The organism is Pseudomonas sp. 5P_5.1_Bac1, from assembly GCF_025466015.1.
GTDB lineage: Bacteria > Pseudomonadota > Gammaproteobacteria > Pseudomonadales > Pseudomonadaceae > Aquipseudomonas.
In genome coordinates this window covers 47466-59753 of sequence record NZ_JANLNX010000006.1, presented here as the reverse complement: position 1 = coordinate 59753, position 12288 = coordinate 47466, and the positions used below count along the sequence as shown (strand labels likewise).

Below are 12288 nucleotides of genomic sequence, written 5' to 3'. Positions count from 1 at the left end.
GTTACGGCCATTGGTGCGCGACCCACTCCACCAGCGGGTTGCCGGCATCGAGAAACAGCTTCATCGCCATCACACAGCAGACGAAGACCACCAGCGGGCGGATCAGCTGCGGCCCGAAGTACACCGCGCAGCGTGCCCCGAATTGCGCGCCGAGCATGGCGCAGAACGCCATCGCCAGGGCCAGCGGCCAGAGAATGGTGCCGGTCGAGGCGAACACCGACAGCGCACCGAGGTTGCACGCGGCGTTCAACAGTTTGCTGTTGCCCACCGCACGCAGCATGCCCTGGCCGAGCAGCAGCATGAACGCCAGCATGAAGAACGAGCCGACCCCGGGGCCGAACACGCCGTCATAGAAACCGATCAGCGGGGCGATCAGCAGGCAGAACAGGCTGATGGAGATCCGCGGCGTGCGCATCTGCTGATCGTCCAGCCGGGGGCTGAAGGCGAACCAGGCGGCGACCACCACCAGCAGCACCGGCACGCAGGCCTGCAGCAGGTCTTTCGGCACCAGGCTGACCGACAGCGCGCCCAAGGCTCCACCGGCAAAAGCCATCAGCGCCATTGGCCAGCCGCTGCGCCAGTCGAGCATGCCGCGGCGGGAGAAGGCGACGGTGGCCGAGACGGTGGCACTGGCGGCCTGGAACTTGTTGGTGGCCAGCGCCGCCAGCGGATCGATACCGACGAGAAACAGCATGGGCAGGGTGATCAGCCCGCCGCCACCAGCAATGGCGTCGAAAAAGCCGGCCAGCAGGGCGAGACCGGAGAGGGCGAGCAATAGCGTCAGATCGACTTCGAGCATGTGTGAGGAACTCCAGACCATTCAGCCGCGGACCAGCAGCGGGTCTTCCTTGATGACCAGGGGGCGGGCGAAACGCGAATAGCCGAACAGCCGCACCAGCAGGCGGCGGTTGTCTTGCAGCAGTTCGCGGCCATGCAGCGCGCGGGTGTTGTTGACCAGCAGAACGCTGTCCGGCTGCAGCACGAATTCCAGCGGCGGGGTCTGCGCCAGGCGTGCCTTGAAGGCATCGAACGCCCGTGCTGCGGCGTCGCTGGCCTGCTCGTTGACGGAAAAACGGTAAGCGTTGTAACGCACGCTGAACCCGCCCTGTTCGTCGAACTGGACGATGGAGGTGGCGTGGCCGGCGTCGCCGTGGCCGTCGACGAAGCATTCGCTGCGAGTGAAATCGAAGGAGTTGGAGGCCAGGGCCAACACGTCCAGGCTTCCCAGCCCTTCGATGATGCTGCGCAGCGGAACGATATGGGTGGCCTCGTTCGCCGGGTTCCAGCGGGCACTCAGGATCAGCGCGGAAGGGGCGGGCGAATGGCCGTCGCGCGCCACTACCGAGCAATGGTACGGCGCCTCGGTGTGCGGTCCGAGGCGCAGGCCGGCGTGGGAGCTGAGCTCCACGGCCTCGTAGGGGTCTTCATCGGGGCGCGGTTGCTGGCCACCGCCCTTGAAATTGCCGACCAGCCGCACGTGTTTGCCGTCGTTGTCGATATCGAAGGCGAAGGCCCGGTAGTGGACCAGCTCCAGCAGCACCTGATTGCGCGAGGCGAGGTAAAGGCACGGGTGGTCCCGTTCCAGGGCCGCGAGTGCGGGCAACTGCTCGGGCAGTTCATCGTTGCGCGGTGGCAGCAAGCGGGAAAACAGCAGCACTGACAACCGGCCATCGGCGAACAGGTTGATGATGGCCTGCTGCAGCGGGCTCAGGGTTGTCTCCAGCAACCGGGCCCAGAGGCGGGCCTTGAGCGCAGCGCCGAGCACCTGCGGGCCGCCGTGGTGAGCGAGGTCCTGGCTGGCTTTGTGCAGTTGGTCGAGCTGGTCTTCATCGAAGTAGAGCGTGGCGACTTCGGAGTCCTGCATGGAGAACCTTCCTTAGCGATCTGGCGGGTTTTAGGGCATTCCACGCCCCGAATGGCTCCTGACGGCAGGACAGGTAACCGGTTAGCGCTAATTGAAGGCGGTTTTTTCAACCGTAGAAGTCAGTAGGTTCTTTTGGATTTGTAAGCTAATTCTTATTTATTGGTGTGGGAAAGCGGGCATATTGCGCCTGACGTTAAACACACTGTGTCTCGGGGCGGGTTGGACTTCCCCTGGCGGAAGCCGCAAACTACGCGCTTTCTTTTTCAATCAACCTGAGCGGACCTGCCAAACGTTATGCGAATGCGCCTGATGCTGTTGGGTGGTGGAAATGCCCTTGGGCAAGCGCTGATTCGTCTCGGGGCCGAGGAGGACATCGGCTTTCTCGCGCCGCGTCCGCCAGAGCAGGGCTGGGACACCGCCAGCCTGACCCAGTTACTCGACGACACCCGCCCGGACGCGCTGGTCAACCTGGCCTACTACTTCGACTGGTTCCAGGCGGAGTCGGTCAGCGAGCAGCGGCTGGCCGCGCAGGAGCGCTCGGTCGAGCGCCTCGCCGAGCTGTGTCAGCACCACAACATCATCCTCGTCCAGCCTTCCAGCTACCGGGTGTTCGATGGCTCGCGCGCCACCGCCTACAGCGAGAAGGACGAACCCGTGCCGCTAGGCCTGCGTGGCCAGGCGCTGTGGCGCATCGAGCAGAGCGTGCGCGCCACCTGCCCGCAGCATGTGCTGCTGCGTTTCGGCTGGGTGCTCGACGACAGCATCGACGGTGTTCTCGGTCGCTTCCTGACCCGTGCCGAAACGGCTCAGGAACTGCTGCTGGCCGACGACCGCCGCGGCAATCCGACCCCGGTGGACGACGCCGCGCGGGTGATTCTCTCAGTGCTCAAGCAACTCGATTGCGCGGCGCCGTTGTGGGGCACTTACCACTACGCCGGCAACGAGGCGACCACGCCGCTGGCGCTGGGCCAGGCGATCCTCGGCGAGGCCTCGCAATTGCGCACGCTGGCGGTCGAGAGCCCCACCGCCCAGGCTCATGCCGCGCGTTCCGACGCCAGCGAAGAACCGCAACACGCGGTGCTCGCCTGCAAGAAAATTCTCCACACCTTCGGCATCAAGCCACGCGCCTGGCGCTCCGGCCTGCCGACCCTACTGGATCGATTCTACCGTCATGGCTGATGCCCCCATTCTGATCACCGGTGGCGCCGGTTTCATCGGCTCCCACCTGTGTGATGCGCTGCTGGAAAAAGGCTACGCCGTGCGCGTGCTGGACGACCTCTCCACCGGCAAGCGCGACAACCTGCAACTGGATCACCCGAACCTGCACCTGATCGAAGGCGACGTTGCCGATGCCGCCCTGGTCAACCAGGCTGCCGCCGGTTGCCGCGCGGTGGTGCACCTGGCGGCGGTGGCCTCGGTGCAGGCCTCGGTGGAAGACCCGGTCAAGACTCACCAGAGCAACTTCATCGGCACCCTGAATGTCTGCGAGGCCATGCGCCTGAACGGCATCCGCCGTGTGGTGTTTGCCTCCAGCGCTGCGGTCTACGGCAACAACGGTGAAGGCCAGTCCATCGCCGAAGATACCCCCAAGGCGCCGCTGACCCCTTATGCGGTGGACAAGCTGGCCGGCGAGCAGTACCTGGATTTCTACCGTCGTCAGCACGGTCTGGAACCGGTGGTGTTCCGCTTCTTCAACATCTTCGGGCCACGTCAGGATCCGTCCTCGCCGTATTCCGGGGTGATCAGCATCTTCTGCGAGCGCGCCTTGAGCGGCACGCCGATTACCGTGTTCGGTGATGGCGAGCAGACCCGCGACTTTTTGTATGTCGGCGACCTGGTGTCGGTGATGGTGCAGGCGCTGGAGATGGCGCAGGTGGAAGAGGGCGCGGTGAATATCGGCCTGAACCAGGCGACTTCACTGAATCAGTTGCTGGAGGCGCTGCGCACGGTGCTGGGCGGGTTGCCCGATGTCAGCTATGGGCCGGCGCGCAGTGGTGATATCCGCCATTCGCGGGCGGACAATCAGCGCTTGCTGGCGCGTTTCGCGTTTCCGGTGGTGACGCCGTTGGCCGAGGGTCTGGCGCGGTTGTTGGGGCGCTGAGTTCGTAAAAACAGTGGGGCCGTTTTGTAGCCCCTTCGCGAGCAAGCTCGCTCCTACAGGGATTGCGTCAATTGCGACGGGGTCCTTGTAGGAGCGAGCTTGCTCGCGAAGGAGCCGCAAAACGGCCCCAACTGTTTTCGAATGCTTAGAACTTGTAACCCAGGCCAACCATGTAGACCCATGGATCGACGTCTACGTCGACCTTGGTCTTGCCGATCGACAGTGCGCTCGGGCCGTCGATGCTGGCTTCGGTGTTGATGTCGACGTACCAGATCGCGGCGTTGACCAGCAGGTGGTCGTTGACCAGGTAGTCCATGCCCAGTTGGCCAGCCAGGCCTACCGAGTTCTTCAGTTTCATGTTGCTGAAGCCCTGGGCCTTGCGGTCGCTGGTCAGTTCTTCGTCGAAGAACAGGGTGTAGTTCACACCGATACCGGCGTACGGCTGGAATTTCGAGCTGGCTTCCATCGGGTAGTACTGCAGCGACAGGGTCGGTGGCAGTTGCTTGATGTCGGCAAGCTTGCCGTCCAGGCCACCGAGGCCTTTCACGCCCACTTCATGCTGGAACGGGGTGGCTGCCAGCAGCTCCAGGCCGAAGTGGTCGGTGAGCATGTAGGCGAAGGCCAGGCCCAGTTGGGTGTCGCTGGTCAGGGTGGCTTTGGTGCCGGAGGCTTTGACGCCGTCGAACTTCAGCTCGCCGCTGTCTTCGTTTGGCGCGGTGGTGACGGCACCGGCGCGCAGGATGAAATCACCGGCCTGGTAGGCGTGGGCGGCAGGGGCTACAAGCGCGAGGGCAACGAGCGAGGCGCCGAGCAAAGACTTGTTCATGGAAGCTCCGGGGGGACATTAGGATTCATTGGTCCCAATGTTAAGGAGCTACCGTCGCGAGAATTTTGATTCAGCTCAATGAAAGCGAAGGCGCCGGGGTGCGGGCAATCATTGTAGTTCGTAGGCGTAGATTTTCTCGGCTTCCATCTGATAACCCGCTTCGGCCAGCTCACTGGCCGACGACTGGACGCGCATCGGCCCTTCAATCCAGTACGGCTGGTACAACTCCTCGACCTTGATCCCGATCTCGCTGAACACATGCACGATCTGGTTCGACGGCGGCGGCGGCACATGAATGCAGGCGCCGTAATACGGCACCAGGAGAAACTCCGTGGTGCGACCTTCTTCGCTCACTTCCAGCGGCACGATATAGCCCGGCAGCTTGATCTGCTGGCCGTCCAGCTCCTTGACCACCGGTGCGTCGGGCACCTCCTGGCGAGCTGCTGGCGCCGCTTCGGCGGCCAGCGCATCGCCCAACTGCGAGAGTTGCGAGAGGTTGTGCAGCGGCGCCAACTGCGGCGTGATCACCGGCGCACCCGGCGGAATCAGTTGCGGCCATTCCAGGGTACGCGGCTCGCCCGCCCAGGCGGGCGCGGCGATCAACAGCAGGAGCAGCAGGACACGACGCATTACAGGGTTACTCAGAGATGGATGGACAGGCCGTCGGCCAGTGACTGTCGATAGGCCCGCCAGGCAGGGATGCTGCCCATCAGCAACGCGGCGCCGAGGATGATCCCGAGCAACAGCCATTCGTGGCTGCTGGGCCAGGCCAGCGGCAGGTATAAACCATAGTTGGCCTGCACGTAACCCTGCGCGACGGCGATACCCGCGTACAGCAAGCCCAGCCCGGCGCCGATCCCGGCCAACGCCAGGGCGAAGGCTTCGAGCACCAGCAGGCCGCCGATATGCCAGGGGCGGGCGCCCACCGAGCGCAGGATCGCCATTTCCCGACGGCGTTCGTTGAGGCTGGTGAGGATGGCGGTGAGCATGCCGATCAGCCCGGTCAGCACGACGAACAGCGAGACCACGAACAACGCCTGTTCCGCTGTCCCCATCAGGCTCCACAACTCTTGCAAGGCCACGCCGGGAAGAATCGCCTGCAGTGGTTCGTTGCGGAATTCGTTGATTTCCCGTTGCAGCGAGAAGGTCGCGACCTTGCTGTTCAGACCGAGCATGAAGGCGGTGATCGCCGTGGGCGTCAGGTCCATGTTGCGCGCCTGCTCGGCGCTGACCCGCCCGGCACCGCGGGCCGGCACGCCGTTGTGCCAGTCGATGTGAATGGCTTCCATGCCGCCGAGGCTGATGTGCAGCGTGCGGTCCACCGGGGTGCCGGTGCGTTGCAGGACGCCGACCACGGTGAACGGCTTGTCGTCATGCTTGACCAGACTGATGGCGGCGACGCCGTGGGCCAGCACCAGCTTGTCGCCGAGCGTGTAGTGCAGGGCTTCGGCTACTTCGGCGCCGAGCACCACCTCGAACGGGTCGCTGGCAAAGGCGCGGCCTTGAGCCAGTTGCAGGTTCTGTTTGCGGCCGTACTGGTAATGCGCGAAGTAGGCGTCGGTGGTGCCCATCACCCGGTAGCCGCGGTGCGAGTCGCCGAGGGAAATCGGGATCGCCCACTTCACCCGACGATCGTTGGCGTAGTGCTCGAAGCTGTCCCAGCGGATGTTGTTGGTGGCGTTGCCGATGCGAAACACCGAATACAGCAGCAGGTTCACCGAACCGGAGCGGGCGCCGACGATCAGGTCGGTGCCGCTGATGGTGCTGGCAAAGCTGGCGCGGGCCTCGGTGCGAACGCGTTCGACGGCCAGCAGCAAGCACACCGACAAGGCGATGGCGAAGGCGGTGAGAAACGCGGTGAAACGGCGGTTGGCCAGGCTGGCCAGGGCAAGACGAAGCAGGTACATCAGGCCTCCGTATCGCTGGCAGGCTGCGCCGCGCGGTTGAGTTCGGCGAGGGATAGCTGGCGGTCGAACAGCGGTGCCAGGCTCTGGTCGTGGCTGACGAACAACAGGCTGGAACCGGCGTCGCGACATTCGGCGAAGAGCAGGCGGATAAAGGCTTCGCGGGTGTCGGCGTCGAGTGCCGAGGTCGGTTCGTCGGCGATCACCAGTTCCGGCTGGCCGATCAGCGCGCGGGCTGCGGCCACGCGTTGCTGCTGGCCGATCGACAGGCTGTCGGCGCGGCGGGCAAGCAGCGCCGGGTCTTTCAGGCCCAGGTGCGCGAGCAGTTCGGCGGCGGCGTCTGCGATGCTGCCGAAGCGCTGCGTGGCGCGCTCGGCGCGGGCCTTGGAGAAGCGGCAGGGCAGTTCGACGTTCTCGCGCACCGAGAGAAACGGCAGCAGGTTGAACTGCTGGAAGATGTAGCCGGTGTGGTCGACGCGGAAACGGTCGCGGGCGCTCTGGCTCAGTTCACTCAGGTCCTGGCCGAGCAGGCGGATGCTGCCGCGCTCGGCCTTCTGCACGCCGCCGAGCAGACCCAGCAGGGTGGTCTTGCCACTGCCGCTGGGGCCTTTGAGAAACAGCGATTCGCCGGCTTCGAGGCGCAGCGCCGGGATGTCCAGCAGGGGCGGGTGTCCCGGCCAGGCGAAGCCCAGGTCGGTCAGTTCAATCAGTGCCTGGCTCATAAATAGACGCCCGGGTTGCCCCGGGCGCTTCACTGGCAAAAGGTGACTTAGAAGTTGATCGTGGCATTGCCGGGCGTGACTTCCACCCCTTGCTGGCCATTCGGTCCGATCAGTTGTAGCTGGATTTTCTGGGTGGCGGGGAAGGTCTTGAACAGCGGGGCCAGGTCGAGCGCCTTGAGCTTCTCGGGGTTGGCGCATTCCAGGCGGTAGTGCGCGTGGATGTCGCTGTGGCCGTGCTCATCGCCGTCACCATCGTCATCCTTGGCCGGCTTGTCGCCGAACAGCGGGCTTTGCAGTTCTTCGTCGCTTTCCTTGCAGTTGCCGGCGGCGGTCAGGCCGAACAGCTTCAAGGGTTGTTCAAGCTGCGCACGCACCGCGGCGACCTTGGCCTTGTCGGCGTCGCTGGCGGCGGCGTGCTCGAAGCCCACCAGGTTCATCGCCGGGCTTTCCAGTTCCAGCTCCAGAGTGTTGCCGTCGAGTACCGCGTTGAGGTGGGCGACGCCATGTTCGTGGGCGCCGAGGCTGCCGTGAGCGTGGTCATGCTCGTGATCGTGGTCGTCGTGGGCCATCACGGCCAGGGGCAGCAGGGCGAAAGGCAAGGCAAGCAACAGGCGACGCATGGCGGGACTCCGGAGCGGGCTTGGAAAAGTTTTGAAATGTTATAACAAGTTCGGCGCGGCTTGCTAGGGTCCTTGGCGATCCTTCATGAGCGTGGGAGCATGGCGACCTTGACGTGTGGAGGATGGAAACGTGCGAATTCGCGGACACATCGGCGAATGGCCGGTGGATTTGACCCTCGAACTGGACCCCACCGAGTGGGCCATGCTGGCTGGGCGAGCGGTGGAGCCGGCCGAGGTGCCGGTGAATGCTGCCGCGCCGGTGGCGCAGCCGAGGGGCGACGATGTGCAGTGGCTGGCGGCGAAGGCGTTGTTACGCAAGGCGGGTTCGCTGGACGGGCCGGCATTGCTGGAACAACTGGAGGGGCTGTCCGGCAGTACCGGAGCGGGCAAGCGGCTGCTGGTGCGGTTGCGCCATAGCAGCGAGGTGAAGGTGGAAAGCGGTGCGGATGCGCCGGTGTATCACTGGGTGGGGTGATTGAATCTTAGGGCCTCATCGCCGAACCGCAGCGATGAGACCCCGCCTGACTCAATACAGAGCAGCAAACAGCTTGCGACGGTAAACGCCCACCAGCGGATGGTCATTGCCCAGCAGGTCGAACACTTGCAGCAAGGTCTTGTGCGCCACGCCGTTGTCATAGCCGCGGTTACGCTTGAACAGCTTCAGCAACCCTTCCAGCGCGGCTTCGTACTGCTGGCGCGACAACTGCTGGATGGTCAGTTGATACGCCGCTTCATCGTCTTCGGCGTTCTGCGCCAGACGGGTTTTCAGGTCTGCCACTTCCGGCAGGCTCTGTGCTTGGCGCAGGAACGTCAGTTGCGCCTTGGCACCGGCCAGCGCGGCCTTGTGCTCATCGCTCTTGACCGCGTCCAGCACGGTTTGCGCTTCACCCAGCTCACCGCGCTCGGCCAGGCAGCGGCCATAGAGAATCAGCGCGCCGGCGTTGCTGTTGTCTTCACTCAGCAGTGTTTTGAGGGTGGCTTCAGCCTCGCTGTAGCGACCGTCGGCGAACAGCGCCTGGGCCATTTCCAGTGGATCGGCGGCGGCCGGTGGCGGCATTTGCACATGGGGTTCGAGCAGGGCGCGGATGGCCGATTCCGGCTGGGCGCCGGCGAAGCCGTCCACCGGCTGGCCGTCCTTGAACAGCACCACGGTGGGCAGGCTGCGGATGCCGAAGCGGGCGACGATGTCCTGCTCCACATCGCAGTTGACCTTGGCCAGCAGCAGTTCGCCCTGGTACTCCTCGGTGATCTTCGCCAGCACCGGCATCATCGCCTTGCACGGCGCGCACCAGTCGGCCCAGAAATCCACCAGCACCGGCTTGTGGTGCGAGTTGGCGATCACCACCTGATCGAAGTTGGCGACGGTGGTATCGAATATGTACGGGTTGTCCTGACTCATCTCGACTCTCGCGAACGCATGAATGGCGCCAACTATACGGACTCAGCGGCTGGCGTGGTACAGGCTGACCTGGCGAAACTCATGGGGCTCGGCCAGGTCCGGCAGGGTCAGCGCGTGCAGCGTGTCCAGTTGCCGGTACAGCGGATGACGAAAGTCGCGCACCCGTGAGTCCGCCACCAGCGCCTGGCGACCACGGCTGAGGAACTGGTCGAGCAGCGGCAGGTTGGCGCGGTCGTAAAGCACGTCGGCAACCAGGATCAGGTCGAAGCGGTCGTCCTCGGCGAAAAAGTCGCTGGAGTAATTCAGTTCCACGCCGTTGAGTGCCGCGTTGGCCTGGCTGGCGTGCAGCGCCAGCGGATCGAAGTCGCAGGCCACCACTTCCAGTGCACCGGCCTTCTTCGCGGCGATCCCGGCGATGCCGGAGCCGGCGCCGAAATCCAGCACCCGCTTGCCCTCGACCCACTCCGGGCGCTCGGCCAGGTAGCGGGCCATGGCCAGGCCGCTGGCCCAGCAGAAACTCCAGTAGGGCGGCTCTTCGAGGATGCGCCGGGTTTCATCGGGACTGAAGGCGCGGTCCATGTTGTCGGCGTCGATCAACCACAGTTTCAGAGGGCAATCGGGCAGGTCGCTGGCGACAAGACGGGCGTCACCGAGCAATTCACTCAATGCACTCTGCAGGTGAACAGGCGCCATTTACGGCGCCTTTTCCAGTTGCAGCGGGCCGAAGACCTGGGTTTCGGCGCGGGTCACCGACAGCGGTTTGAGGTGCAGGATCAGTTGCCCGGACTGGCTGGCGCGGGCGCGCAGTTCCACACGGGCCCCGCTGGGGAACACTTCGGGATTGAAGCGCAACTGAAATGGCAGGGCCTGGCCGGTGCCGTCCAGGGTGTCGCTGGCCAGCAGGCGCTGCGGGCGGCCGCGTTCGTCGATCACCAACAAGGCGACTTCAACTTCGGCGCCGCGGGGAATGTTACTGAAGCTGCCGGTCAGTTCACGCTGGTAGGCAGGCAGCGGCGTTGGCACATGAACGTGTTTTGCCACCGGATTGGCCGGTGGCTGCGGTGGCACGGGTTTGGGGGCTTCGCTGCTGCAGGCGGCCAGCAGGGTCGCGAAGCCGAGCACGGCGAGCGCTCGAAACGGCATGGTGTTTTTCCTTCGGGGGCGTATTTCCTCACTGGATGGTAACCCCTTTGGCTTGTCTTGCCAGTCGGATGCGCTACCATGGCCCTCCCTTTTTTTGTTGCCTGCCACCATGCACTGTCCCTTCTGCGGTGCCAACGACACCAAAGTCATCGACTCGCGACTGGTCGCCGAGGGCGAGCAAGTGCGCCGCCGCCGCGAATGCGTGGCCTGCGGCGAGCGATTCACCACCTTCGAAACCGCCGAACTGGTCCTGCCTCGCCTGATCAAGCAGGACGGCAGCCGTCAGCCCTTCGACGAAGAAAAACTCCGCGCCGGCATGCAGCGCGCGCTGGAAAAGCGCCCGGTCAGCGTCGAGCGCCTGGAAGCCGCGCTGGCCCACATCAAGCACAAGCTGCGCGCCAAGGGCGAGCGTGAGGTCAAGTCGCTGGTGGTCGGTGAACTGGTGATGACCGAGCTGCAAAAGCTCGACGAAGTCGCCTACATCCGTTTCGCCTCCGTGTACCGGCGCTTCCAGGACCTCAACGAATTCCGCGAAGAAATCGACCGCCTGGCCCGCGAGCCGTCCAAAGAGTGAACATGTCCACAGAACGCGCCGTGCTCGACGCTCATTACATGGCCCGCGCCCTTGAGCTGGCGCGCAAGGGCCTGTACTCGACGCACCCGAATCCGCGGGTCGGCTGTGTCATCGTCCGCGACGGCGAGGTGGTCGGCGAAGGCTGGCACGTGCGCGCCGGCGAACCACACGCTGAAGTCCACGCCTTGCGCCAGGCCGGCGAACTGGCTCGCGGCGCCTGCGCCTACGTCACCCTGGAACCTTGCAGCCACCATGGCCGCACGCCACCCTGCGCCGAAGCGCTGGTGAAGGCTGGCGTGGCACGGGTCGTCGCGGCGATGCAGGACCCTAACCCGCAAGTCGCCGGCAACGGTCTCAAGCGCCTCGCCGACGCCGGCATCGAAGTCGCCAGCGGCGTGCTCGAAGCCGAAGCGCGGGCGCTGAACCCCGGATTTCTCAAGCGCATGGAACACGGCCTGCCGTATGTGCGGGTGAAACTGGCGATGAGCCTGGACGGGCGCACTGCCATGGCCAGCGGCGAAAGCCAGTGGATCACCGGCCCGGCGGCGCGTTCGGCGGTGCAGCGCCTGCGCGCCCGCTCCAGCGTGGTACTGAGCAGCGCCAGCAGCGTGCTGGCCGACAACGCGCGAATGACCGTGCGTGGCGCGGAACTGGGTCTGGACGCCGACACCGCCGCCCTTGCACTGAGCCGTCCGCCGCTGCGCGTATTGATCGACGGCCGCCTGCGCCTGCCGCTGGATGCCCCGTTCTATCAAGCCGGTCCGGCGCTGGTGGTCACCGCCGCCGAGGACGACCCGCGCTACGCCGCCAACGGCCAGGAGTTGCTGCGTGTACCCGGCGCCGACGGCCAGGTCGATCTGCGCCAGTTGCTGGTTGAGCTGGCCCGGCGTGGCGTCAACGAAGTCCTGGTGGAGGCCGGCCCTGGCCTCGCCGGTGCCTTCGCCCAGCTCGGCCTGGTGGACGAATACCAACTGTTCATCGCCGGCAAGTTTCTTGGCTCCAGTGCCCGGCCGCTGCTCGACTGGCCGCTGGCGCGGATGAGCGAAGCCCCGGCACTGAAAATCACTGACATGCGCGCGGTAGGCGATGACTGGCGAGTCACTGCCATCCCTGTGCCCGCCCCAGGCGTATAATT

At 65.0% G+C, this 12288-nt stretch carries 15 protein-coding genes; 5 read left to right on the top strand and 10 right to left on the bottom strand.

The window, feature by feature from the left end; genetic code table 11:
- Window position 1 precedes the first annotated feature (1 nt).
- Window positions 2-799, bottom strand: a complete 798-nt coding sequence (locus tag NTD82_RS00715; protein WP_262127429.1) for a TSUP family transporter — start codon at window positions 797-799, stop codon at window positions 2-4.
- Between the two features lie 21 nt (window positions 800-820).
- Window positions 821-1864: a TauD/TfdA family dioxygenase gene (locus NTD82_RS00710; RefSeq protein WP_262127428.1), complete on the bottom strand. Its 1044-nt coding sequence runs from the start codon at window positions 1862-1864 to the stop codon at window positions 821-823.
- A 294-nt stretch (window positions 1865-2158) separates the two neighbouring features.
- On the opposite strand from NTD82_RS00710, the gene NTD82_RS00705 reads away from it, so the two are divergent.
- Together NTD82_RS00705 and NTD82_RS00700 are read left to right on the top strand one after the other, a co-directional pair.
- Complete coding sequence (locus NTD82_RS00705) at window positions 2159-3043, top strand: NAD(P)-dependent oxidoreductase (protein ID WP_262127427.1); 885 nt, start codon at window positions 2159-2161, stop codon at window positions 3041-3043.
- Window positions 3036-3965 carry an NAD-dependent epimerase/dehydratase family protein gene (locus tag NTD82_RS00700; protein WP_262127425.1) on the top strand — a complete coding sequence of 310 codons (930 nt, stop codon included), beginning with the start codon at window positions 3036-3038 and terminating at the stop codon, window positions 3963-3965. The genes NTD82_RS00705 and NTD82_RS00700 overlap by 8 nt, the downstream gene beginning before the upstream one ends.
- A 145-nt stretch (window positions 3966-4110) precedes the next feature.
- Here NTD82_RS00700 and NTD82_RS00695 read toward each other — a convergent pair whose 3' ends face one another.
- From NTD82_RS00695 to NTD82_RS00675, 5 genes are all read right to left on the bottom strand, one after another.
- Complete coding sequence (locus tag NTD82_RS00695) at window positions 4111-4791, bottom strand: OmpW/AlkL family protein (RefSeq protein WP_095159385.1); 681 nt, start codon at window positions 4789-4791, stop codon at window positions 4111-4113.
- Window positions 4792-4899: 108 nt separating this feature from the next.
- Window positions 4900-5421, bottom strand: a complete 522-nt coding sequence (locus NTD82_RS00690) for a DUF3299 domain-containing protein (protein WP_262127424.1) — start codon at window positions 5419-5421, stop codon at window positions 4900-4902.
- Window positions 5422-5432: 11 nt separating this feature from the next.
- Entirely contained in the window at window positions 5433-6698 is a 1266-nt protein-coding gene (locus NTD82_RS00685; RefSeq protein ID WP_262127423.1) for an ABC transporter permease, read from the bottom strand.
- Window positions 6698-7417 carry an ABC transporter ATP-binding protein gene (locus NTD82_RS00680; protein ID WP_262127422.1) on the bottom strand — a complete coding sequence of 240 codons (720 nt, stop codon included), beginning with the start codon at window positions 7415-7417 and terminating at the stop codon, window positions 6698-6700. The genes NTD82_RS00685 and NTD82_RS00680 overlap by 1 nt, the downstream gene beginning before the upstream one ends.
- 47 nt (window positions 7418-7464) lie before the next feature.
- Entirely contained in the window at window positions 7465-8037 is a 573-nt protein-coding gene (locus NTD82_RS00675) for a DUF2796 domain-containing protein (RefSeq protein WP_262127421.1), read from the bottom strand.
- Between the two features lie 130 nt (window positions 8038-8167).
- Here NTD82_RS00675 and NTD82_RS00670 point away from each other — a divergent pair, with 130 nt between their 5' ends.
- Window positions 8168-8512 (top strand): hypothetical protein, encoded by a 345-nt coding sequence (locus NTD82_RS00670; RefSeq protein ID WP_262127420.1) that lies wholly within the window; start codon window positions 8168-8170, stop codon window positions 8510-8512.
- 51 nt (window positions 8513-8563) lie between these two features.
- On the opposite strand, the gene trxA is transcribed toward NTD82_RS00670, so the two are convergent.
- The 3 genes from trxA to NTD82_RS00655 are packed head-to-tail and all read right to left on the bottom strand — an operon-like array spanning window position 8564 to window position 10579.
- Window positions 8564-9436 (bottom strand): thioredoxin, encoded by an 873-nt coding sequence (gene trxA, locus NTD82_RS00665; protein ID WP_262127419.1) that lies wholly within the window; start codon window positions 9434-9436, stop codon window positions 8564-8566.
- A gap of 42 nt (window positions 9437-9478) precedes the next feature.
- On the bottom strand, window positions 9479-10129 hold the full coding sequence (locus tag NTD82_RS00660) for a class I SAM-dependent methyltransferase (RefSeq protein ID WP_262127418.1): 651 nt from the start codon (window positions 10127-10129) through the stop codon (window positions 9479-9481).
- A complete protein-coding gene (locus NTD82_RS00655) occupies window positions 10130-10579 on the bottom strand; it encodes a YbaY family lipoprotein (RefSeq protein WP_262127417.1) in 450 nt (149 codons plus the stop codon).
- A gap of 109 nt (window positions 10580-10688) precedes the next feature.
- On the opposite strand from NTD82_RS00655, the gene nrdR reads away from it, so the two are divergent.
- Both nrdR and ribD read left to right on the top strand, forming a co-directional pair.
- Entirely contained in the window at window positions 10689-11153 is a 465-nt protein-coding gene (nrdR, locus tag NTD82_RS00650; RefSeq protein ID WP_110969093.1) for a transcriptional regulator NrdR, read from the top strand.
- Window positions 11154-11155: 2 nt separating this feature from the next.
- Entirely contained in the window at window positions 11156-12286 is a 1131-nt protein-coding gene (gene ribD, locus NTD82_RS00645) for a bifunctional diaminohydroxyphosphoribosylaminopyrimidine deaminase/5-amino-6-(5-phosphoribosylamino)uracil reductase RibD (RefSeq protein ID WP_262127415.1), read from the top strand.
- Window positions 12287-12288 lie beyond the last annotated feature (2 nt).